This is a genomic window from Streptomyces roseolilacinus, assembly GCF_014649335.1.
Classification (GTDB): domain Bacteria; phylum Actinomycetota; class Actinomycetes; order Streptomycetales; family Streptomycetaceae; genus Streptomyces; species Streptomyces roseolilacinus.
Genome location: NZ_BMSV01000007.1, coordinates 449222 through 471730, shown reverse-complemented (window position 1 = coordinate 471730; position 22509 = coordinate 449222). Strand labels below are relative to the sequence as shown.

The window sequence follows — 22509 nt, the reverse complement described above, 5'->3', positions numbered from 1 at the left end:
CTGGCTCTCTTACCGGCCTCTCGGCCGGGCCGTTCCCGGTGTCGTGTCTCAGCTCTGGTTGAAGAATCCGCCCTCTGCGATGCGGGCCTTGTCCTCCGCCGTGACATCGACGTTAGCAGGCGACAACAGGAACACCTTCTGCGTCACTCGCTCAATGCTGCCATGCAGCCCGAAGACGAGACCGGCGGCAAAGTCGACAAGTCGCTTCGCGTCCGTGTCGTCCATCTCCGTGAGGTTCATGATCACGGGCGTGCCCTCGCGGAAGTGTTCCCCGATGGTACGGGCCTCGTTGTAGGTCCGCGGGTGCAGCGTGGTGATGCGGTAGGGCTCCCGCTCGGACACGACCTTGGGCATGATCACCGGTGCGCTCTTCTCCAGGCTCGGGCGTTCAGGTGTGATGGACGCCACGGGGGCGATTCGGGCGGGTCGTCCGCTTTCAGCGGGAAGCGGAACGGGATCGCGCTGAACCGGGGGTTGCACTACCGGCGCACGGACCGACTCCTCGCGCTCCACCTGGCGGGGGGGCTGGTGGTGGCGCCGGTCACGCTCGGGCTCCGGCTCGAGTTCGGGTTCGAAATCGTCATCGGGGTCGAATCCCCGGCCGTCGTACCCATCGTCCTCCACGAGGCCGAGGTAGACCGCCATCTTGCGCATCGCGCCGGCCATTCTCCGATTCCTCCGCTCTGTGGTGGATCGGCAACGTCGGGTCGCGCCCGCGATCCACTGGGCCTGACCGCCATTTGGCGGAAATGACCATATTTTCTACTGTGGTCCGACTTGCTTCGCGACGTTACCCGAGCCGGGGACGGACTCCGAGCACCGCCGTACCGATGCGCACATGTGTCGCCCCGGCCGCCACCGCGTCCTCCAGATCCGCACTCATCCCCGCCGACACCATGTTCGCAGCCGGGCGGTTCACACGCAGGTGGGACGAGAATTCCATCAGCCGCTCGAACGCGGCACGTTGCCGCCCCGCGTACGGGCCGGCCAGCGGCGCCACCGTCATCAGTCCGCGGAGCCGGAGCCCGGGCGCGTCGTCGACCGCGGCCGCCAACTCCTCGACACCCTCGGGCGCGACGCCCCCGCGCTCCCCCCGCTCGCCCGCCTCGGCGTCGAGCGCGACCTGGAGCAGGCAGTCCAGCTCCCGCCCGGCCCGCACGGCGGCCGTCGACAGCGCCGAAACCAGCTTCAACCGGTCGACCGACTGCACAACCTGGGCATAACCGGCCACGGAGCGCACCTTGTTGGTCTGGAGCTGACCGACGAAGTGCCATGTCAGATCGAGGTCCGCGCACGCGGCGGCCTTGGGGGCCGCGTCCTGGTCCCGGTTCTCCGCGACGTGGCGGACGCCGAGTTCGGCGAGGATGCGGACGTCGCTCGCGGGGTAGGTCTTGGTGACCACGATCAGGGTCACGTCCTCGCGTGCGCGCCCGGCCGCCGCGCACGCCGCGGCGATGCGCTCCTCCACCCGCGCGAGGTTCTCGGCGAGCTCGGTCCTGCGGTCCGTCATGTCCTGTCCTCCCCCGACCCCGGCCGGGCGGCTCCCCCGTCAAACCAGACATATCCCGCGAGTCGTCCCGTGGTGCGGTCGCGGCGGTACGAGAAGTGGTCCTCCGACTCGCGGGTGCAGACCCCGGAGGCCCGCCTGTTCCGGACGCCCATCCGCTCCAGCTGGGCGTGGACCCCGGCGACCACGTCGACGGCCGGGGTTCCCCAGGAGGTCTCGGCCCGGGCGGCCGGCTCGACGGCGGCGACCTCGTCCCGCATGGCCGCCGGGACCTCGTAGCAGCGTCCGCAGACGGCGGGGCCGGTCCTGGCGACGATCCGGGACGGCTCCGCCCCGAGCGCGATCATGGCCTCGACCGCCGCCGGGACGACCCCGGCGACCATGCCGGGGCGCCCCGCGTGGGCCGCGGCCACGACGCCCGCGGCCGGGTCGGCGAGGAGAACGGGGACGCAGTCGGCGGTCAGGACCGCGAGCGGCAGCCCCCGTCGGGCGGTGACGACGCCGTCGCCTTCCGGAACTTCCACTTCCGCCGGCCAGGGCCCGTCGACCACGTGCACGGTCCGGCCGTGCACCTGGCGCATCCACACGACCAGCCCGGCGTCGACGCCCAGCCCGTCGGCCGCGATCTTCCGGTTCTGCCGTACGGCGGCGGGGTCGTCGCCCACGGCGCCACCGAGGTTGAGCTCTTCGTACGGAACGGCGCTCACCCCGCCCCACCGGTCGGTGAAGGCGAAGTGCGCGCCGTCCACGGTCTCGTGCCGCGCTATCACGTCAGGGTCACTTCGCGTCCGTCACTTCAGGAAGTCCGGGACGTCCAGCTCTTCCGCCTGGCTGTCCGGGTACGGGCGCGTCGTCGGGATCGACGGCGGCGTGGCGGTCGAGAGGGGCGTCTCGACGGCGGCCGGGGCGGGCTCGGCCGGAGGGGCCGGGGGCTCCTCGCGGACCGGGACCGTGCCGAGCCCGCCGCTCGCGGAGCGGGAGGGCTCGGAGACGCGGGGCGCCGGCGCGGCGGGCTCCTCGCGCTTGGCCGCCGAGGCGCCCAGCACGTTGTCGCGCCGGGCGGGCGGCTGGCCGCCGTCGAAGCCGGCCGCGATGACCGTGACCCGCACCTCGTCGCCCAGGGCGTCGTCGATGACGGCGCCGAAGATGATGTTGGCCTCGGGGTGGGCGGCCTCGCTGACCAGCTGGGCGGCCTCGTTGATCTCGAACAGGCCGAGGTCGGAGCCGCCGGAGATGGAGAGCAGCACGCCCCGGGCGCCGTCGATGGACGCCTCCAGGAGCGGCGAGGAGATCGCCATCTCGGCGGCGGCCACGGCGCGGTCGTCGCCGCGGGCGGAGCCGATGCCCATGAGCGCCGAACCGGCCTCGGACATGACCGACTTGACGTCGGCGAAGTCGAGGTTGATCAGGCCCGGGGTGGTGATGAGGTCCGTGATGCCCTGGACGCCGGAGAGCAGCACCTGGTCGGCGGACTTGAACGCGTCCAGCACGCTGACCTGGCGGTCCGAGATGGACAGCAGCCGGTCGTTGGGGATGACGATGAGGGTGTCGACCTCTTCGCGGAGCTCGGCGATGCCGTCCTCCGCCTGGTTCGCGCGGCGCCGGCCCTCGAAGGTGAAGGGGCGGGTCACCACACCGATGGTGAGCGCGCCGAGGGAACGCGCGATGTTCGCGACGACGGGCGCGCCGCCGGTTCCGGTGCCGCCGCCCTCGCCGGCGGTGACGAAGACCATGTCGGCCCCCTTGAGGACCTCCTCGATCTCCTCGCGGTGGTCCTCTGCCGCCTTGCGACCGACTGCCGGGTTGGCCCCGGCCCCGAGGCCGCGGGTGAGTTCGCGGCCGACGTCCAGCTTGACGTCGGCGTCGCTCATCAACAGGGCTTGCGCGTCCGTGTTGATCGCGATGAACTCGACGCCCTTGAGACCGACCTCGATCATTCGGTTGATGGCATTGACACCACCGCCGCCGACACCGATGACCTTGATGACTGCGAGGTAGTTCTGCGGTGCTGCCACGTCGAAGGCCTCTCGCCTCGAGTTACGTGCCGCCGCTTCGCGCTGCGTGGCGCGCCGCGACGGCGGATGCCGAAGGGACGGTCCGAATCGCCGACCCAAACCCTAACGTTGAAGTTTAGGGTTACCAGTGTGCCTGCTCCCTGCACTCTTCCGAACAGGACACTAAGTCGACGAGTGGCGCGCGTTCAACGAACACGCCGAACCTCCCGTTTTTCTTTTCACCCTATGTGATCACCCATGGCGCTGACCAACCAGGGTGCTGGCCAGCGCGTATGTACGTCAACTCCGCGACGCCGCGGGGGCGCTCGGGGCGCTCACGTCGAAGTGCCCCGCTTTGGGTACCGCCTTCATCAGCGCCAGGAGCGCGCGCTTCTTCGTCTCGCCCTCCTCCCCGCTCCCCCAGAACACCGTGCGGCCGCCCGTCAGCTCCAGGGTGAGGGAGTCGTACGAGCGGACGCGGACGGACCTCAGGTCGCGGCCGATCTCCTGCGGGAGCCCGGCCACCACGTCCACCGCCTCCCGGGTCAAGCGGTCGGCGTCGAAACGGCGCAGACTGGGCGAGCGCCCGGCGGGCAGGCGGAGCAGGGGCACCCCGGCGGGAGCGGTGTCGACCGTGGCGTAACGGACGCCCTTCGCGTCCACTTCGGTGTATTTTCCGCCCTGTTGGGCCAGCAGGACAGGTTCGCGTTCGATCACTTCGAGACCGATTCCGTGCGGCCACGAGCGGACGACCTCGACCGAGTCGATCCGCGGCAGGGCGCGCCGCAGCCGCCCCTCGATGGCGTCCGTGTCGACGGAGGCGAGCGGCGAGCCGACGGGGACGGCCGCCGCGGAGCGGACCTGGCCGGGCGCCAGGACACGCGTACCGGACACGGAGACGTGCTCGACGCGCAGCCACGGGGAGCCGTACAGCAGCCAGAGCACCCCGCCGGCGAGCGTGAGGGCGGCGAGGGCGAGGAGCAGGGCGCGGGAGCGCGCCGGAAGGGCGCGCACGCCCCCGCCGCGCTCCGGGCCGAGGCCCTTGGGGGACCGGCCCGGCGACGCGCCCGCGGCCCTCTTGGCGCCGCGCTCGGCGGTCGTCGGTCCGGCCATGCTCCCTGCCCTTCCCTCAGCCGGGGCGCGCCCCTACCGGCGTGCCGCGATCGCCTCGTGGACCATGCCGACGAGCAACTGGTCGGCGTCCCGACGGCCGAACTCGGCGGCGGCGCGGGACATCTCGTACAGCCGGTGCGGGTCGGCGAGCACCGGCAGGACGCTGCCCTGGACCCACTCGGGGGTCAGCTCGGCGTCGTCGACCAGCAGGCCGCCGCCGGCCTTGACCACCGGCTGGGCGTTGAGCCGCTGCTCGCCGTTGCCGATGGGCAGCGGGACGTACGCGGCGGGGAGGCCGACGGCGGAGAGCTCGGCGACGGTCATCGCGCCCGCGCGGCAGAGCATCATGTCGGCCGCCGCGTACGCGAGGTCCATCCGGTCCACATACGATACCGGGACGTAAGGCGGCATACCGGGCATGTTGTCGACGTGCGGCACCTCGTTCTTCGGGCCGACCGCGTGCAGGATCTGGATCCCGGACCGCTGGAGGACCGGGGCGGCCTGCTGGACGACCTCGTTGAGGCGCCGGGCGCCCTGCGAGCCGCCGGAGACCAGCAGCGTGGGCAGGTTGGGGTCGAGGCCGAAGGCCGCCCGCGCCTCGGGGCGGACCCGGGCGCGGTCGAGGGTCGCGATGGAGTGGCGCAGCGGGATGCCGATGTACCGGGCGTTGCGCAGCTTGCTGTCGGGCGTGGCGACGGCGACCGCGGAGGCGTACCGGGAGCCGATCTTGTTGGCCAGGCCGGGCCGGGCGTTGGCCTCGTGGACGACGATGGGCACGCCCAGCCGCTTGGCGGCCAGGTAGCCGGGCAGCGCCACGTAGCCGCCGAAGCCGACGACGCAGTCCGCCTTGGTGCGCTCCAGGATCTGCTCGGCGGCCTTGATCGTGCCGCGCAGCCGCCCGGGAACGGTGATCAGCTCGGGGGTGGGCTTGCGCGGCAGCGGTACGGCGGGGATGAGCGCCAGCTCGTAGCCCCGCTCGGGCACGAGCCGGGTCTCCAGGCCCCGCTCCGTGCCGAGGGCCGTGATCCCCACGGTCGGGTCCTGCCTGCGCAGGGCATCCGCGAGGGCGAGCGCGGGCTCGATGTGGCCGGCGGTCCCCCCGCCGGCGAGTACGACATGCACCGAAATTCACCGCTCTCCGGACGGGCGCTTCTTGACGCGCCGTCGCATCGACATCCAACTCACCCCGGTCCGGCCGCCGAAACGGGGCTCCCGGCCGGCCAGGGCCGCTTTCGCGGCGGGCTCGTCTCGCGCGAAGGCGATCAGCAACCCGACGGCGAACATGGTCGGCAGCAGGGCGGAGCCCCCGTAGGAGAACAGCGGGAGGGGGACACCGGCGATCGGCAGCAGGCCGAGCACCGCACCGATGTTGACCACGGCCTGGGCCGTGATCCAGGTGGTCACACCTCCCGCGGCATACCTCACGAAGGGGTCCTCCGTGCGTCCGGCCACGCGAATACCCGCATAGCCTAGAGCCGCGAACAGGGCGAGCACCGACAGCGTCCCCGCCAGCCCCAGTTCCTCCCCGGTGATGGCGAAGATGAAGTCGGTGTGTGGTTCGGGGAGTTGGCCCCATTTTTCCACACTCGCCCCCAGGCCGGAACCGAACCATCCGCCGGACGCCAGAGCATAGATCCCGTGGACGGCCTGCCAGCAGGCGTCCCCCGGGCCGGGATCCGTGGCGCCCAGGCAGGCGACCCGCGCCATGCGGTTGGCGCTGCCCCGGATGAGCACCACGCCGATGACGGCGGCGACGCCCAGGACGCCGGCGAACAGCCGCGTGGGCGCGCCGGTCAGCCACAGCAGGCCGAAGAGGATGGCCGTGAGGATGATCGCGGTGCCCATGTCGCCGCCCAGCATGATCAGCCCGAGCAGCAGGAACGCGACGGGCACGAGCGGCACGAGCAGGTGCTTCCACTGCGTGAGCAGCCGCTTGTCCTGCTTCCTGGCGAGCAGGTCCGCCCCCCACAGGATCAGCGCCAGCTTGCCGAACTCGCTGGGCTGGAGCTGGAAGGGGCCGCCGAGGTACAGCCAGTTCTGGTTGCCGTTGACCGCGTGCCCTATCCCCGGGACCTGGACCAGGACCATCAGGAAGACCGTGACCACGAGCAGCGGGTACGCCAGGGCGCGGTGCAGCCTGACCGGCATGCGGGAGGCGAACAGGAGCAGGGCGGCGCCGATGACGGCGGCGAGGAACTGCTTGCGGAAGAAGTACGTGGCCGGCAGGGACAGCTCCAGCGCCTTGATGATCGACGCCGAGTAGACCATGACGAGGCCGAGCACGGTGATCAGCATGCTGGCGCCGAGGATCACGTAGTACGCCGTGAGCGGCCGGTCCCAGGCGCGGCGCGCCCGCTCGTACAGCCCCCGCACGCCCGAGCCGCGCGGCGGACCGGGGGTGCCCGAGGGCCGCGTACGGGGCCTGCCGCGCGGCACGGCGGCCTTGCGGAGGGCCGTCGTGCGGGTGCGCCGGGCGAGCCCGGGCGCGAGGCGCGGGCCGGCCCCGACGGGCGCCCACGCCCCGGCGGCGGCCGGCGGGCGCGGCGGGGCGGCCGGGGCCGCGAGGCGCCGGCCTGCGGCCGCGAGCCGCACGGCGAGGGCGTCGGCTGCCGCCCGGGCCCGCGCGAGCGCGGGCGCCGGGGCTGCGGTGTCGTCGGCCGGCATGGTCGCTGTCCCCTCCAGTCGTGTCCGGCGCGCCGGACCCGGCGGCCGGTCAGGCGTCCTTGGCGGCGAGCGCGTGGACGGCGTCCGCGAACGCCTCGCCCCGCTTGTTGTAGTTGACGAACATGTCCATCGAGGCGCAGGCCGGGGCGAGGAGCACGGTGTCCCCCGGCCGGGCGAGCCGCGCCGCCTCCCGGACCGCCGCCGCCATCGCCCCAGTGTCGGTCCGGTCGAGGTCGACCACCGGCACCTGCGGGGCGTGTCGCGCGAGGGCTTCGCGGATCAGGGCGCGGTCGGCGCCGATGAGGACGACGCCCCGCAGCCGCTCCGCCGACTTCGCGACGAGCTCGTCGAACGTGGCGCCCTTGGCGAGGCCGCCGGCGATCCAGACGATCGGGTCGTAGGCGGCGAGCGAGGCCTCCGCGGCGTGCGTGTTGGTGGCCTTGGAGTCGTCGACGTACGCGACCCCCCCGACCTCCGCGACGTACGCGATGCGGTGGGCGTCGGGGCGGAAGTTCCGCAGGCCCTCGCGGACGGCCGCCGGCTCCACGCCGAAGGCGCGGGCGAGGGCCGCCGCGGCGAGCGCGTTGGCGATGTTGTGGGGGGCCGGCGGGTTCACGTCGGAGACCTGCGCCAGCTCCTGGGCCTGCTTCTGGCGGTTCGGGACGAACGCGCGGTCCACGAGGATGTCGTCGACGAGGCCGAGCTGGGACGGGCCGGGCGTGCCGAGGGTGAAGCCGATCGCGCGGCAGCCCTCCTCCACGTCGGCCTTCCGGACCAGGTCCTCGGTGGCCCCGTCGGCGGCGTTGTAGACGCAGGCGACGGTGTTGCCCTCGTAGACGCGGCCCTTGTCGGCGGCGTACGCCTCCATGGAGCCGTGCCAGTCGAGGTGGTCCGGGGCCAGGTTGAGCACGGCCCCGGAGTGGGCGCGCACGCTCGGCGCCCAGTGCAGCTGGTAGCTGGACAGCTCGACGGCGAGGACGTCGTACTCCTCGTCGCCGAGGACGGCGTCGAGGAGGGAGACGCCGATGTTGCCGACGGCGGCGGTCCGCAGGCCGGCCGCCTCCAGGATGGAGGCGAGCATGCGGACCGTCGTCGTCTTGCCGTTGGTGCCGGTGACCGCGAGCCAGGGGGCGGGCTTCCGGCCGCCCAGGCCGCGCAGCTGCCAGGCCAGTTCGACGTCGCCCCAGACGGGGACGCCGGCCGCCTCCGCGGCGGCGAACAGCGGCTTGTCGGGGCGCCAGCCGGGGGCGGTGACGATCAGTTCGGTGCCCTCGGGCAGCGTGTCGCCGTCCCCGAGGCGGACCGTGATCCCCTCGGCCTCCAGTCCGGCCGCCTGGGCGCGGGCGCGCTCGTCGGCGCCGTCGTTGACGACGGTGACGCGCGCGCCCAGGCCGTGCAGGACGCGGGCGGCGGGCACGCCGCTCACGCCCAGTCCGGCGACGGTGACCTTCCGGCCCTGCCAGTCCGCTGCTTCGGTGCTCACTTGTCGGCTGCCCATCCCGCGTAGAAGAGGCCGAGACCCACGATGACGCACATCCCCTGGATGATCCAGAAACGGACCACGACGAGCACTTCCGACCACCCCTTGAGTTCGAAGTGGTGCTGGAGCGGCGCCATGCGGAAGACGCGCTTGCCGGTCATCCGGAAGGAGCCGACCTGGATGACCACCGAGAGGGTGATCAGGACGAAGAGGCCGCCGAGGATCGCCAGCAGCAGCTCCGTGCGGGAGCAGATGGCGAGGCCGGCGAGGGCGCCGCCGAGGGCGAGCGATCCGGTGTCACCCATGAAGATCTTCGCGGGCGAGGTGTTCCACCACAGGAAGCCGAAGCAGGCGCCCATCAGCGCGGAGGCCACGACGGCGAGGTCGAGCGGGTCGCGCACCTCGAAGCAGGCGCTCGGGTTGGTGAGCGTCTTGGCGTTGGCGCAGGACTCCTGGAACTGCCAGAGCCCGATGAACGTGTACGCGCCGAAGACCATCACCGACGCGCCGGTGGCGAGGCCGTCCAGACCGTCCGTCAGGTTCACGCCGTTCGACATCGCCAGGATCATGAACAGCGCCCAGACGACGAACAGCACCGGGCCGATGGTCCAGCCGAAGTCGGTGATGAACGACAGCTTGGTGGAGGCCGGGGCCAGTCCGCGCTTGTCGGAGAACTGCAGCGCGAGCACGGCGAAGGCGATGCCGACGATCAGCTGCCCGGCCATCTTGGCCTTGGCCCGCAGACCGAGCGACCGCTGCTTGACGATCTTGATGTAGTCGTCGAGGAACCCGACGAGGCCCATGCCGGCCATCAGGAACAGCACCAGGAGGCCCGAGTACGACGGGTCCTCGCCGGTGATGACCTTGGCCAGGGCGTACGCGATGAGCGTGGCCAGGATGAAGGAGATGCCGCCCATGGTGGGCGTGCCCTTCTTGCTGCCGTGCGTGCGCGGGCCGTCGTCCCGGATGAACTGCCCGTATCCCTTGCGGGCCAGGAGCTTGATCAGCAGCGGCGTGCCGATCAGGGTCAGGAAGAGCCCGATGGCCCCCGCGAAGAGGATCTGCCTCATCGGTCGGCGACCTCGCCCTCGGTGGCGTTCCCGAGCAGTGCCTGGGCGACCCGCTCGAGCCCGACCGACCTGGAAGCCTTCACCAGCACGACGTCACCCGGACGCAGTTCACTGCGCAACAGGTCGATCGCCGCCTGCGCGTCGGACACGTGCACCGACTCCTCACCCCACGAACCCTCGTTATATGCGCCCAGTTGCAGCCAGGACGCTTCCCTGCCCCCGACTGCGACGAGCTTGCCGACATTGAGCCGGACGGCGAGCCGTCCGACCGCGTCGTGCTCGGCGAGCGCCTCGTCGCCGAGCTCGGCCATCAGGCCGAGCACCGCCCACGTGCGCCCCCCCTTGGCCCGTGCGGCCTCGCCCATGGCGGCCAGCGCGCGCAGGGCGGCCCGCATGGACTCGGGGTTCGCGTTGTAGGCGTCGTTGACGATCGTCACACCGTCCGGACGCTCGGTGACCTCCATGCGCCAGCGGGAGAGGGAGCCCGCCTCGGAGAGCGCGACGGCGATCTCGTGCACGGGCATGCCCAGCTCATGGGCGACGGCGGCCGCGGCGAGCGCGTTCGACACGTGGTGCTCACCGTACAGGCGCATGGTCACGTCGCTGCACCCGGTGGGTGTGTGAAGACTGAAAGAGGGCTGTCCGTTCTCTGTGAGACGGACATTTTCGGCGCGTACGGACGCTTCCGCGGACTCGCCGAAGAAGACCACGCGCGCCGTGGTGCGGGACGCCATGGCCTTCACGAGCGGGTCGTCGGCGTTGAGGACGGCCACGCCGCCCTCCTCGGCGGACGGGAGGGCCTCGACGAGCTCGCCCTTCGCCAGGGCGATCCGCTCGCGGCCGCCGAACTCGCCGATGTGGGCGGAACCCACGTTGAGGACGAGGCCGATGCGGGGCGGGGTCAGCTCGGTGAGGTACCGGATGTGGCCGACGCCGCGGGCGCCCATCTCCAGGACGAGGTGCCGGGTCTCCTCGGTGGCCCGCAGGGCGGTCACCGGGAGGCCGATCTCGTTGTTGAGGTTGCCGGCCGGCCAGACCGTGGGGCCCTTGCGCTGGAGGAGCTGCGCGATGAGGTCCTTGGTGCTGGTCTTGCCGGCCGAGCCCGTCAGGGCGACGACGGTGGTCCCGAGCCGTTCGACGACGGTGCGGGCGAGCGCGCCGAGGGCGGCGGTCACGTCGGGTACGACGACGGCGGGGACGCCGACGGGCCGGGTGGCCAGCACGGCCACCGCTCCGGCCGCGACGGCGCCTTCGGCGTAGTCGTGTCCGTCGACGTTCTCACCGGCGAAGGCGGCGAAGAGACTGCCGGGCCCGACCTGGCGGGAGTCGTAGACGACGGACCCGGTGACCTGCACCGCCGGATCCGGTATGTCGTACGTCTGCCCGCCGACGATTTCGGCGATCTCGGTGAGGGAGAGGGCGATCACTTCTTCATCCCTGACTGTTCTGGATGGCTTCCCGCAGGACCTGGCGGTCGTCGAAGGGCCGTACCACGCCTGCGATGTCCTGACCCTGCTCGTGGCCCTTGCCCGCGACCAGCACGGTGTCGCCCGGTCCCGCGAGGGCCACGGCGGCGGCGATCGCGGAGGCCCGGTCGGCGTCGACGAGGACGGTGCCCCGCTCGTGGGCGGGTACCTGGGCGGCGCCGGCGAGCATCGCGGAGAGGATCGCGAGGGGGTCCTCGGAGCGCGGGTTGTCGGAGGTCAGCACGGCGGTGTCGGCGAGGCGCGCCGCGGCGGCGCCCATGGGGCCGCGCTTGGTGACGTCACGGTCGCCGCCGCAGCCGAGGACGACGTGCAGCCTGCCCTCGGTGACCTTGCGCAGGGAGCGCAGCACGGACTCGACGGCGTCGGTCTTGTGGGCGTAGTCGACGACGGCGAGGTACGGCTGGCCGGCGTCGACGCGCTCCAGCCGGCCGGGGACGCCGGGCACGGCGGCGACGCCGTCGGCGGCCGTCTGCGGGTCGATCCCGGCGACGGCGAGGGTGACGACGGCGGCGAGGGTGTTGGCGACGTTGAACGGGCCGGGCAGCGGCGCCCGGGCGCCGATCCGCTCGCCCTGGGGGCCGACGATGGTGAACGTGCTGCCGAGGGGGCCGCTGCGGACGTCCTCGACGCGCCAGTCGGCGTCCGGGTCGCCGTCGGCGGAGAAGGTGACGACGGGCACGGTCGCCTCCGTCACCAGCCTCCTGCCGTACGCGTCGTCGTGGTTGACGACCCCTCGGCGGGAGCGGCGCGGCGTGAACAGCTGCGCCTTGGCCTGGAAGTAGTCCTCCATGTCGGAGTGGAACTCCATGTGCTCCGGGCTGAGGTTGTTGAAGACGGCGACGTCGAAGACGCAGCCGTCGACCCGGCCGAGCACGAGGGCGTGGCTGGACACCTCCATGGCGACGGCTTCCACGCCGCGCTCGCGCATGACGGCGAACAGGGCCTGGAGGTCGGTGGCTTCGGGGGTGGTCCGCTCGGACTTCACGCGCTCGTCACCGATGCGCGTCTCGACGGTGCCGATCAGTCCGGGCTTGCGCCCGGCGGCCTTGAGGCCGCCTTCGACGAGGTACGCCGTGGTGGTCTTGCCGGACGTCCCGGTGATGCCGATCCGCAGGAGACCGGTGCCGGGGCGGCCGTAGACCTCGGCGGCGAGTTCGCCCATCCGGCCGCGCGGGTCGTCGACCACCAGGACGGGCAGGCCCGTCGCGGCGGCGCGGTCGGCTCCCGTCGGGTCGGTGAGGATCGCGACGGCGCCGAGGTCGGCCGCCTGGGCGGCGAAGTCGGCACCGTGCAACCGGGCGCCCGGTAGGGCGGCGTACACGTCTCCGGGGCGTACCGCCCGGGAGTCGTGGGTGATGCCGGTGACCTGCCCCTCGAACGGCCGGTGCGGCGCGCGCGGAGCGGGGACGCCCAGCCGGGCGGCCAGTTCGCCGAGGGGCGTGGGACGGACCTGGACCGGACGGGGCGCTCCCGGCTGTTTCGCGGGGGCGTCCTGGTCGGTGGTGGGGGACTGATCGGGGTGTGGCACGGCGGTGAGCGTACCGGGCGCACCCGTGATCGGGCTAAATGAGGCCGCCGGGTCACGGTCCGTGCCGGACCGGTTCCCGGGGTCGGGCGTGATCGTTGTCACTGGGGCTCCCCTCGGCTCAACTGCCGGGTGTGAAGGTGACCGGCATGCGCGGGGGCTGTGCTCCGGTCGGCGCGATGTGCAGGGTCTTCAGGGCGAACTCCGTGACCTTCTTGTGGACGGGGCCGCAGATCTGGCCGCCGAAGTAGCTGCCCTGGGTGGGGTTCTGGATGGCGCAGTAGACGGTGAGCTGGGGGTCGTCGGCGGGCGCGAACCCGGCGAAGGAGGCGGTGTAGCCCTTGTAGCGGCCGAGTTTCGGGTCGACGCGGTTGGCGGTGCCGGTCTTGCCGGCGACGCGGTAGCCGGGGATGGCGGCCTTGGTGCCGGTGCCCTCCCGGTCGTCGACGACCGATTCCAGCATGGCGGCGAGGGTCTTGGCGGTCTTCTCGCTCACGACACGCGTCCTGTCGGGCTCGGGGGCCGGGGTGAAGCGGCCGTCGGGGCCCCGGGTGCCGCGCACGAGGGTGGGCTCGATGCGGACGCCGCCGTTGGCGATGGTCGAGTAGACGGACGCGGCCTGCATGGCGTTGACGGACAGGCCCTGGCCGAAGGGGATCGTGTACTGCTGGGAGGTGTTCCAGTCCCGCGGGTGGGCGAGGATGCCGGAGGTCTCGCCGGGGTAGCCGAGGCCGGTGGGGCTGCCGATGCCGAACTTGCGCAGGTAGGAGTGGAGGACCCGGTTGGCCTCCGCCTGGTTCCTGCCGAGTTGGCCGGTGGCGAGGATGGTGCCGATGTTGGACGACTTGGCGAGGACGCCGTTGAGCGTCAGGTACCAGGTGGGGTGGTCGATGTCGTCCTTGAAGAGGCGGTCGCCGCGGTGCAGCCGGTTGGGGACGACGACGTGGGTGGAGGGCGTGGCGACGCCCTCCTCCAGCACCGCGGCCATCGACATCACCTTGGCGGTGGAGCCGGGTTCGAAGGCGTCCTGGAGGGCGGCGTTGCCCATGGCGGCGGAGTCGGCCTGCGACAGGTCGTTGGGGTCGAAGCCGGGGGCGTTGGCCATGGCGAGGACCTCGCCGGTCCGGGTGTTCTGGACGATGACGTAGCCGCGGTCGGCGCGGGAGGCGGCGACCTGCTCGCTGATGGCCTTCTGGGCGGCCCACTGGATGTCGCGGTCGATGGTCAGCTCGATGTCGGAGCCGGGTACGGCGGGCGTCTCGCGGGCCCCGGCGGTGGGCACGCGGCGGCCGCCGGAGTGGGCGTACGTGATCTTGCCGTCCCGGCCGGCGAGTTCCCGGTCGAGCATCGACTCGAGGCCGCCGGCGCCGCGGCCCTCGGTGTTGACGTAGCCGAGTATCCCCGCGCCGAGGGAGCCGTTGGGGTAGACGCGCTTGCTGCTCTCCTCGCTGAGCACACCGGCCAGGACGCTGGTGCCGGGGCCGCCCCTGGCCTTGTCCTCGCGGGCCTTCTTGGCGAAGAGCGCCTTGAGGTCCTTGATCTGGTTCCAGACCTGCGGGGTCTGCTTGCGGGCGAGGACGGCGTAGCGCGGGGACGGCGGGGACTCGAGGGTGCGGACGAGGTCGGCGGGGTCCTTGCCGAGGATCGGGGCGAGGAGGGCCGCGGCCTGCTCAGGCGCGTCGGGGACCTTGCTCTCCTGCGGGGTGAACATCTTCGGGTCGGCGGTGATGTCGTACGCGTCGACGCTGGTGGCGAGGGCGATGCCGGAGCGGTCGGTGATCTCGCCGCGCTCGGCGGCCAGCTTGTGGCTGAGGTAGCGGTTCTTCTCGGCCTTGGCGGCGTACGCGGCGGCGTCGACGGCCTGGACCTGGAGGAGCCGTACGACGAACGCCAGCATGACGAGGGTCAGGCCGAGGCTGACCAGGCGCAGGCGGGGGCGCGGGCTGCCCAGGCGGAGCGGGCGCGCGGCCGCGGGCCGGGGCGGGGCCTGGCGGGGGCGGCGCGCGGCGGGGCGCGGGTGGCCGGCGCCGTTCGCGCGGGCGCCGCCGGGGGCGCGTCCGGTGGGGCGCCGGGTGCCGGAGGGCCGGGGGGCGCGGCGGTGCGGAGGTTCCTGGGAGGGCACTGCTCACCTGCCGAAGGGCGTCGGGGCGGGGACCGGGAGCGCGGGGGGGTACACGGGGTGCGGAGCCGGGGCGCCGGCCGGGGAGGGGTCCGTGCCGGGGAGGACGCCGCCGTCGGGGAGGACGCCGCCGTCAGGGAAGGCGCCACCGTCGGGAAGGACGCCACCGTCGGGGAGGACGCCGCCGTCGGGCGTGGGGGCCGGGCCGGGGACGCCCCGGACCCTGCCGCCCGGTTCCAGGAAGACCGGGCCGCCGCCGGGCACCATGCCCAGCTCGCGGGCCCGGCGCTCCAGGGCGTCGGGGGCCGAGCGGGCGTCGATGTCCCGCTGGAGGGCCTGCTCCTCGTCGGTGAGTTCGGTGGTCTTCTTCTTCAGCTCGGTCAGCTTGAAGGAGCCCTGGCTGAGGGAGGTGTTGAGGAGCAGGAGCCCGATGAGCCCGCCGCCGAGGAGGACGACGACGAGCAGGACGAAGGGGGTGCGGGCGGCGGTGGTCGGCCCGGACGGCATGAACCGGGCGAGCCGGGCCGCGCGCCCCTTCAGGGGTCCCGCCTTCGTCACACGTCCTCCCTGATCCGTTCCGCGCCGCGCAGCCGGGCCGGCGCGGCCCTGCGGTTCTCGGCGACCTCCTCCTCGGTGGGGAGCTCGGCGCCGCGGGTCAGGAGCCTGAGCCGCGGCTGGTACCGCTCGGGGACGACGGGCAGGCCGGGGGGCGCCGTGGTGGCGGCGCCGGCGGCGAACACCTGTTTGACCAGGCGGTCCTCCAGCGAGTGGTACGACAGGACGGCGACGCGCCCGCCGACCGCGAGGGCCCTCACCGCGGCCGGGACGGCCCGCTCCAGCACGGCCAGTTCGCCGTTGACCTCGATGCGCAGGGCCTGGAAGGTCCGCTTGGCCGGGTTGCCGCCGGTGCGCTTGGCGGCCTGCGGCAGGGCGTCGCGGATCAGCTCGACCAGGCGGGCGCTGCGGGTGAACGGCTCCTTCTCGCGCTCCCGCACGATGGCGGCGACGATCCGCTTGGCCTGCTTCTCCTCGCCGTAGGCGCGCAGGATGCGGACCAGTTCCCCGGGCGGGTAGGTGTTGAGGACCTCGGCGGCGCTGACGCCGGCCGTCTGGTCCATGCGCATGTCGAGCGGGGCGTCCTGGGCGTAGGCGAAGCCGCGGTCGGCCTCGTCGAGCTGCATGGAGGAGACGCCGAGGTCGAACAGGACGCCCTGGACGCGCGGGACGCCGAGCCGGTCGAGCACGTCGGGCAGCTCGTCGTAGACGGCGTGGACGAGCGTGGCGCGGTCGCCGAACCGGGCGAGGCGCTTGCCGGAGAGGCGCAGCGCCTCGGTGTCGCGGTCGAGGGCGACGAGCCGCGCCTCGGGGAACCGGGCGAGCAGGGCCTCGCTGTGGCCGCCGAGGCCGAGGGTGCAGTCGACGACGACCGCCCCGGGCCGTTCCAGCGCGGGGGCGAGCAGGTCCAGGCACCGCTGGAGCATCACGGGGACGTGCCGGGTGTTCCCGTCCGGCCGTTCGCCGCCGTCCTTGTCGGGGAGCTCCACCGGATCCGTGCCGGCGGCACCCCCATCGCGCCCTTTCAATCTGCCCTCTCAGGTCCGGCGCGGCGTACGTACCACCGGGCCACCGGCGCCGGAGGGGGCGTCGACCGACCGGCGAGCGGAGGGGCCGAGCCGTACATGCCACCGCACACGCGGAGGAGAAACTGCGGAAATCGCTCGGAATTCGCTCAATGTCTCCGTGAACTTCGCGCCACTCTAGTCCACTCCCCCGCCCGGTCAATCAACCGGCCAGCGCGTCGTCCGGGGACCGCGCGAGGAGGGACGAACAGCGCATATCACCCCTCCGGCCTCGCCGCCCGCCACCCTTGTGGGTTACCTCACAACACGCCTCATTGACGTTCTTTGTCCCCTCTCACGACGAGCCCCCCACCAGCGTGACCATTAACGTCGTAGCCATGTCGACTTCCGCGCACCTCCCGAACGACGTTCAGGACGAGACGGTCACCGACCGCCTCGTCGAGGCCAACCGCCGCTACGCCGAGCAGTTCACCGATCCCGGCATGGACGCGCGACCCGTGCTCAAGGTGGCCGTCGTCGCCTGCATGGACGCCCGCCTCGACCTGCACGCCGCACTCGGCCTCCACCTCGGCGACTGCCACACCATCCGCAACGCGGGCGGCGTGGTCACGGACGACGTGATCCGCTCGCTCACCATCAGCCAGCGGGCGCTCGGCACCCGCAGCATCGTGCTCGTGCACCACACGGGGTGCGGCCTGGAGAGGATCACCGAGGGCTTCCGCGACGAGCTGGAGCACGAGGTCGGCCAGCGTCCGACGTGGGCGGTGGAGGCCTTCCGGGACGTCGACCAGGACGTGCGGCAGTCGATGCAGCGGGTGCGCACCTCGCCCTTCCTCCAGCACACCGGCGACGTGCGGGGCTTCGTCTTCGACGTGACGACCGGTCTGCTGCGGGAGGTCGATCCGGCCTGACCGGCCGGTGGACGACCTGCCGAAGGAGCCGCCGGGGGCCGTCGAGGGCCGTCACCGACGGGATCGATCCGTCGAAGCCCTGACATATCACCCGCAGTTGCCGGCAGCCGAGTGACACCGCGCTGTACGCCAACAAGAATGCGGGGGTGACACCCCCGGCGGGCCGCAGGAACGCTTCGCGGGCGGTGTTCCGTGTTTCTGGGTGGGCCGTGCCGTACCGCGTCGCACCCGCCCACGATCGAAAGGGCCGAGGAGGGCCGGGTGACGACCTATGACGACCGAGCGAGCCTCACTGATCTGACCACCACAGCGGAGCGGGTCCGCCGGTCGGTGGAGGGTGTGATCGAGGGCAAGCCCGAGGTCGTACGGCTCTCGCTGACCGTGCTGCTGGCCGAGGGACACCTCCTCATCGAGGACGTCCCGGGGGTCGGCAAGACGATGCTGGCGAAGGCCCTCGCGCGGTCCATCGACTGCTCGGTGCGGCGGATCCAGTTCACGCCCGACCTGCTGCCGTCCGACATCACGGGCGTGTCGGTGTACGACCAGCAGCGGCGCGAGTTCGAGTTCAAGCCGGGCGCGATCTTCTCGCAGATCGTGATCGGCGACGAGATCAACCGCGCCTCGCCGAAGACGCAGTCCGCGCTGCTGGAGTCGCTGGAGGAGCGCCAGGTCACCGTCGACGGGCAGTCGTACGAGCTGCCGAGCCCGTTCATGGTGGTGGCCACGCAGAACCCGGTGGAGATGGAAGGAACGTATCCCCTCCCCGAGGCGCAGCGGGACCGCTTCATGGCGCGCGTCTCGATCGGCTACCCGAGCGCCGAGGCCGAGCTGCGGATGCTGGACACGCACGGCGGGGTGTCCCCGCTGGACGACCTCCGGCCGGTGGCGCACGCCCACGACATCGTGAAGCTGGTCGACGCGGTGCGCGGGATCCACGTGGCCGACTCGGTCCGGCGGTACGCCGTGGACCTGGTCGGGGCCACCCGCAGCCACCCGGACCTGCGGCTGGGCGCGTCCCCGCGCGCGACGCTGCACCTGCTGCGCGCCGCGAAGGCCGCCGCCGCGCTGAACGGGCGCGAGTACGCCCTCCCGGACGACGTGCAGGCGCTGGCCGTGCCCGTGCTGGCGCACCGGCTGCTGCCGACCGCGCAGGCCCAGCTGAACCGGCGGACCGCCGAGCAGGTCGTCATGGACGTCCTGCAGCGCACGCCCGTGCCGGCCGTGGCCTCGCAGCAGCCCGCCGGGGAGGCGTTCCTCTCCCAGCGGCCCGGCCTGCGGCGGCTGTGATGACGGCCGCGGGACCCGCCGTCCCGGACGGCGTGGTCCGGGGCGGGGTGCGGGGCGCCCTCGGCGGGCTGACCACGCGCGGCCGGTCGTTCCTGGCGGCCGGGGTGGCGGCGGCGGTGTGCGCGTACGTGCTGGGCCAGCCGGACCTGCTGCGCGTGGGGCTGCTGCTGGCGGCGCTGCCCCTGGTGTGCGTGACGGTGCTGTACCGCACGCGGTACCGGGTCACGGGCAGCCGGCGGCTCTCCCCGCAGCGGGTCGCCGCGGGCGCGGAGGCACGGGTGCGGCTGCGCCTGGACAACGTCTCGCGGCTGCCGACCGGGCTGCTGATGCTCCAGGACCACGTGCCGTACGTGCTGGGGCCGCGGCCCCGGTTCGTGCTCGACCGGGTGGAGCCGGGCGGCAAACGCGAGGTGTCGTACCGGGTCCGGTCGGACCTGCGCGGGCGGTACCCGCTGGGCCCGCTCCAGCTGCGGCTGAGCGACCCGTTCGGGATGTGCGAGCTGACGCGTTCGTTCAGCGCGTACGACCTGCTGACGGTCGTGCCGCGGACGGAGCCGCTGCCGGCCGCCCGGCTCGCCGGCGAGGTCCCGGGCTACGGCGAGGGGCGGCACCGGGCACTGGCCCAGGTCGGCGAGGACGACATCATCCCCCGCGAGTACCGGTACGGCGACGACCTGCGCCGGGTGCACTGGCGGTCCACGGCGCGGTACGGCGAGCTGATGGTGCGGCGCGAGGAGCAGCCGCAGCAGGCCCGCTGCACCGTGCTGCTGGACACGCGCGCGGAGGCGTACGGGGGCGACGGGCCCGACTCGTCGTTCGAGTGGGCGGTGTCGGGCGCGGCGTCGGCGGTGGCCCACCTGCTGGAACGCGGCTACGCGGTGCGGCTCCTGACGGATACCGGGGACGCGCTGTCCGGTGACGGTCCGGACGGGTACGTCACGCCGGGGCACGAGGCGGCGGACACCGCGGGCCTGATGATGGACGCCCTCGCGGTCGTCGACCACTCGTCGGAGGCCGGGCTCGCCCGTGCCCACGACGTGCTGCGCGCCGGGCGCGAGGGCCTGCTGATCGCGTTCTTCGGTGAGCTGGACGAGGCGCAGGCGGAGCTGGCGGGCCGGATGCGGCGGCGCAGCGGCGCGGCGATCGCGTTCGTCCGGGACGACGGGAGCGGCGCGGCCGACGGTGCGGCGGACGCGGTGCGGCACCTGCGGCAGGCGGGCTGGTCGGCGGTGCCGGTGCGGCCGGGCGACTCGCTCGCCGCGCTGTGGCGGCACGCCGCGCAGGACGCGGGCGCGGTCGCCGGCGGTGGGACGACGGGGTTCTCGGGGGGTTGGTCATGAGCGGCGGTGGACGCCTGACGGTGTGTGCCCTGATCGCCACGGTGGCGGCGGCGTGCTCGCTGCTGCCCCTGGTGGGCGAGGTCGGCTGGATCGTCCAGGCGGCGCTGCTGCTGGCGGCGGTCGCCGGGACGGGCGCGGCCGCGCGGCGGGTGCCGGTGGCGCGGCCGCTGACGGTGGCCTCCCAGGTCGCGGTGGGCCTCGTGCTGCTGACCGTGGTCTTCGCGCGGGAGCAGGCGGTGGCCGGGGTGCTGCCGTCCCCCGAGGTGTTCCGCCGGTTCGGCGCGCTGCTGGAGGCGGGCGCGCAGGACGTCGGGCAGTACGCGCCGCCGGCCCCGGCGACGGACGGCATCCGGCTGATGCTGGTCGGCGGGGTGCTGCTGATCGGCCTGGCCGTGGACGTCCTGGCGGTGACGTTCCGCAGCGCGGCCCCGGCGGGCCTCCCGCTGCTGGCGCTGTACTCGGTCGCGGCCGGGCTCTCGGGCGGCGGGACGAGCTGGCTGGGCTTCCTGGCGGCGGCGGCCGGATACCTGATGCTGCTGCTGGCGGAGGGCCGTGACCGGCTCGCCCAGTGGGGGCGGGTGTTCGGCGGGCCCCAGGCCCGGCCGGGCGGTCCGGCCGCGTTCGGGTCCCCGGACGGGACGGCGCCCGCGCCGCTGCGCACGGGGCGGCGGATCGGTGTGTTCGCGCTGGGCATCGCGCTGGTCGTCCCGAGCGTGCTGCCGTCGCTGGACGGCGGGCTGCTGGGCACCGGCGGCACGGGCGAGGGCGCGGGCGGCGGCACGATCTCCGCGGTGAACCCGCTGGTGTCGCTCAAGGAAAACCTCAACCAGTCGGAGGACCGGGAGGTCCTGCGGTACCGGACGAACGCTCCGGACGGCTCCGGGCTGTACCTGCGGCTGGTGTCGCTGGACCAGTTCGACGGCACGTCGTGGCGGACGTCCGTGCGCGGCGTGGAGGACGTGCCGCAGCGGCTGCCCCGGCCGGTCGGGCTGAGCGAGCGGACCGGCACGACGGAGATCAGCACGAACGTCTCGGCGGCCGGCTCGTACGAGCAGAAGTGGCTGCCGATGCCGTACCCGGCGACCGACGTGCGGATCGAGGGGCGCTGGCGGTACGAGCCGGTCGGGCGGATGGTCGTCGGCGACGACGGGCAGACGACGAGCGGCGTCCAGTACTCGGTGAACAGCCTGGTGGTGCAGCCCACGGCGGAGCAGCTAGCGGCGGCCCCGGCGGCGCCCGGCGCGCTGCTGCGGGAGTACACGCTCGTACCGGACTCGCTGCCGCGCGACGTGAAGGCCACCGCGCTCCAGGTGACGGCGGGGGCGAAGAACGACTACGAGCGGGCGGTCCGGCTGCAGGACTGGTTCGCCTCGAAGGGCGGCTTCACGTATGACACGACGGTGTCGTCGGGGACGGGCGTCACGGCGATCTCCCGGTTCCTGAGGGACAAGGAGGGCTTCTGCGTCCACTTCTCCTTCGCGATGGCGGCGATGGCCCGCACGCTGAACGTGCCGGCCCGGGTCGCGGTCGGCTTCATGCCGGGCACGCCCTCGGGCGGGGGCACCGTGTCGGTGAGCATCAAGGACGCCCACGCGTGGCCGGAGCTGTACTTCGAGGGCGTGGGCTGGACGCGCTTCGAGCCGACGCCGTCGCGGGGCTCGATCCCGGACTACGCGCTGACGGAGCGGCCGGACGGCGCGCAGCCGGACACCCAGGAGCCCGCGCCGCGCCCGTCGGTGGTCCCCTCGGCGGAGCCGTCCCCGCAGGACGTCTGCGCCCCGGGGGCGACCGGGCCGGAGGGCGGCTGCGCGGGGCCGGTGCCCCAGGGCGCCGAACCGCCGGCGGACGCGGGCGCGGCGCTCGGGCCGGTGCTGCTGGCCGCGGCCGGCGCCACGGCGGCCCTGGTGCTGCCGCTGGCGCCGATGCTGTGGCGGCGGCGGGTGCGGGCGCGGCGGCTGCGCGGCGGGCGGCCGCTGGAGGTGTGGACGGAGGTCGTGGACACGGCCTGGGACCACGGCGTCCCGCCGGACGAGTCGCTGACCCCGCGGGGCACGGCGGACCGGCTGGTACGGACGGGGCCGCTGGAGGGCCCCGCGGCGGAGGCGGTCCACCGGATCGCGGGCGCCGTGGAGGAGGCCCTCTATGCGCGGGCGCCGCGCCCCGTGGACGGCCTGGCGCAGGACGCGGCGCGGGTGCGTGCCGGGATCGTGGCGGCGAGCGGGCGCGGGGTGCGCCTGCGGGCGCTGCTCGCGCCGCGGTCGGCGGCGCGGGTGGCGTGGGCGCTGTCGCGGCGCCGGGCGGCGGTGGCGGCCCGCTGGGGCGCGCTGCTGCGGCGGCCGTCCCGGCAGCAGGGCTAGGTCGTGTCTTCAAAGTCCCGTCTGCCGGGCGACGCCTGGCACGCACGCTCGCCGCGTTGTCGTCGGTCGCCAATG

Annotated in this window: 18 protein-coding genes; 4 read left to right on the top strand and 14 right to left on the bottom strand. The window is 73.6% G+C overall.

The window, feature by feature from the left end; all coding sequences use genetic code 11:
• Positions 1-48 precede the first annotated feature (48 nt).
• The 14 genes from IE106_RS19850 to rsmH all read right to left on the bottom strand — a co-directional run bounded on the left by IE106_RS19850 (position 49) and on the right by rsmH (position 16503).
• Positions 49-666, bottom strand: a complete 618-nt coding sequence (locus IE106_RS19850; RefSeq protein ID WP_189535856.1) for a cell division protein SepF — start codon at positions 664-666, stop codon at positions 49-51.
• A 124-nt stretch (positions 667-790) separates the two neighbouring features.
• The gene (locus IE106_RS19845) at positions 791-1510 is read right to left on the bottom strand and encodes a YggS family pyridoxal phosphate-dependent enzyme (protein ID WP_189535854.1); all 720 of its coding nucleotides are present in this window, start codon (positions 1508-1510) and stop codon (positions 791-793) included.
• Positions 1507-2256 (bottom strand): peptidoglycan editing factor PgeF, encoded by a 750-nt coding sequence (gene pgeF / locus IE106_RS19840; RefSeq protein WP_189535954.1) that lies wholly within the window; start codon positions 2254-2256, stop codon positions 1507-1509. The genes IE106_RS19845 and pgeF overlap by 4 nt, the downstream gene beginning before the upstream one ends.
• 42 nt (positions 2257-2298) lie before the next feature.
• Positions 2299-3522: a cell division protein FtsZ gene (ftsZ, locus tag IE106_RS19835; protein WP_189535852.1), complete on the bottom strand. Its 1224-nt coding sequence runs from the start codon at positions 3520-3522 to the stop codon at positions 2299-2301.
• 279 nt (positions 3523-3801) lie between these two features.
• The gene (locus IE106_RS19830) at positions 3802-4614 is read right to left on the bottom strand and encodes a cell division protein FtsQ/DivIB (protein ID WP_189535850.1); all 813 of its coding nucleotides are present in this window, start codon (positions 4612-4614) and stop codon (positions 3802-3804) included.
• Positions 4615-4647: 33 nt separating this feature from the next.
• Positions 4648-5736, bottom strand: coding sequence for an undecaprenyldiphospho-muramoylpentapeptide beta-N-acetylglucosaminyltransferase (gene murG / locus IE106_RS19825; RefSeq protein ID WP_189535848.1), 1089 nt, complete (start codon positions 5734-5736; stop codon positions 4648-4650).
• A gap of 6 nt (positions 5737-5742) precedes the next feature.
• Complete coding sequence (ftsW, locus tag IE106_RS19820) at positions 5743-7278, bottom strand: putative lipid II flippase FtsW (RefSeq protein ID WP_229840597.1); 1536 nt, start codon at positions 7276-7278, stop codon at positions 5743-5745.
• Positions 7279-7327: 49 nt separating this feature from the next.
• The gene (gene murD / locus IE106_RS19815) at positions 7328-8776 is read right to left on the bottom strand and encodes a UDP-N-acetylmuramoyl-L-alanine--D-glutamate ligase (RefSeq protein ID WP_189535846.1); all 1449 of its coding nucleotides are present in this window, start codon (positions 8774-8776) and stop codon (positions 7328-7330) included.
• A complete protein-coding gene (gene mraY, locus IE106_RS19810; protein WP_189535844.1) occupies positions 8758-9828 on the bottom strand; it encodes a phospho-N-acetylmuramoyl-pentapeptide-transferase in 1071 nt (356 codons plus the stop codon). The genes murD and mraY overlap by 19 nt, the downstream gene beginning before the upstream one ends.
• Positions 9825-11255, bottom strand: coding sequence for a UDP-N-acetylmuramoyl-tripeptide--D-alanyl-D-alanine ligase (locus IE106_RS19805; RefSeq protein ID WP_189535842.1), 1431 nt, complete (start codon positions 11253-11255; stop codon positions 9825-9827). The genes mraY and IE106_RS19805 overlap by 4 nt, the downstream gene beginning before the upstream one ends.
• Before the next feature lie 4 nt (positions 11256-11259).
• Positions 11260-12945 carry a UDP-N-acetylmuramoyl-L-alanyl-D-glutamate--2,6-diaminopimelate ligase gene (locus tag IE106_RS19800; RefSeq protein ID WP_189535841.1) on the bottom strand — a complete coding sequence of 562 codons (1686 nt, stop codon included), beginning with the start codon at positions 12943-12945 and terminating at the stop codon, positions 11260-11262.
• A gap of 16 nt (positions 12946-12961) precedes the next feature.
• Complete coding sequence (locus IE106_RS19795) at positions 12962-14962, bottom strand: peptidoglycan D,D-transpeptidase FtsI family protein (RefSeq protein WP_189535839.1); 2001 nt, start codon at positions 14960-14962, stop codon at positions 12962-12964.
• 3 nt (positions 14963-14965) lie between these two features.
• Positions 14966-15517, bottom strand: coding sequence for a cell division protein FtsL (ftsL, locus tag IE106_RS19790; RefSeq protein ID WP_189535838.1), 552 nt, complete (start codon positions 15515-15517; stop codon positions 14966-14968).
• Complete coding sequence (gene rsmH / locus IE106_RS19785) at positions 15514-16503, bottom strand: 16S rRNA (cytosine(1402)-N(4))-methyltransferase RsmH (RefSeq protein WP_189535835.1); 990 nt, start codon at positions 16501-16503, stop codon at positions 15514-15516. Before rsmH ends, ftsL begins: the two co-directional genes overlap by 4 nt.
• 413 nt (positions 16504-16916) lie before the next feature.
• Here rsmH and IE106_RS19780 point away from each other — a divergent pair, with 413 nt between their 5' ends.
• The 4 genes from IE106_RS19780 (at position 16917) to IE106_RS19765 (ending at position 22434) form a co-directional block, all read left to right on the top strand.
• On the top strand, positions 16917-17450 hold the full coding sequence (locus IE106_RS19780; protein ID WP_189535833.1) for a beta-class carbonic anhydrase: 534 nt from the start codon (positions 16917-16919) through the stop codon (positions 17448-17450).
• A 261-nt stretch (positions 17451-17711) separates the two neighbouring features.
• Positions 17712-18737 carry an AAA family ATPase gene (locus IE106_RS19775; protein WP_189535831.1) on the top strand — a complete coding sequence of 342 codons (1026 nt, stop codon included), beginning with the start codon at positions 17712-17714 and terminating at the stop codon, positions 18735-18737.
• Complete coding sequence (locus tag IE106_RS19770) at positions 18737-20077, top strand: DUF58 domain-containing protein (RefSeq protein WP_189535829.1); 1341 nt, start codon at positions 18737-18739, stop codon at positions 20075-20077. The genes IE106_RS19775 and IE106_RS19770 overlap by 1 nt, the downstream gene beginning before the upstream one ends.
• A complete protein-coding gene (locus IE106_RS19765; RefSeq protein WP_189535827.1) occupies positions 20074-22434 on the top strand; it encodes a transglutaminaseTgpA domain-containing protein in 2361 nt (786 codons plus the stop codon). The genes IE106_RS19770 and IE106_RS19765 overlap by 4 nt, the downstream gene beginning before the upstream one ends.
• Positions 22435-22509: the final 75 nt, after the last annotated feature.

Bases quoted from the DNA above. Each gene is read 5' to 3' on its own strand.
- IE106_RS19850 (WP_189535856.1), bottom strand. From the start codon at position 666: ATGGCCGGCGCGATGCGCAAGATGGCGGTCTACCTCGGCCTCGTGGAG.
- IE106_RS19845 (WP_189535854.1), bottom strand. From the start codon at position 1,510: ATGACGGACCGCAGGACCGAGCTCGCCGAGAACCTCGCGCGGGTGGAG.
- IE106_RS19830 (WP_189535850.1), bottom strand. From the start codon at position 4,614: ATGGCCGGACCGACGACCGCCGAGCGCGGCGCCAAGAGGGCCGCGGGC.
- ftsW (WP_229840597.1), bottom strand. From the start codon at position 7,278: ATGCCGGCCGACGACACCGCAGCCCCGGCGCCCGCGCTCGCGCGGGCC.
- murD (WP_189535846.1), bottom strand. From the start codon at position 8,776: ATGGGCAGCCGACAAGTGAGCACCGAAGCAGCGGACTGGCAGGGCCGG.
- mraY (WP_189535844.1), bottom strand. From the start codon at position 9,828: ATGAGGCAGATCCTCTTCGCGGGGGCCATCGGGCTCTTCCTGACCCTG.
- IE106_RS19780 (WP_189535833.1), top strand. From the start codon at position 16,917: ATGTCGACTTCCGCGCACCTCCCGAACGACGTTCAGGACGAGACGGTC.
- IE106_RS19770 (WP_189535829.1), top strand. From the start codon at position 18,737: ATGACGGCCGCGGGACCCGCCGTCCCGGACGGCGTGGTCCGGGGCGGG.
- IE106_RS19765 (WP_189535827.1), top strand. From the start codon at position 20,074: ATGAGCGGCGGTGGACGCCTGACGGTGTGTGCCCTGATCGCCACGGTG.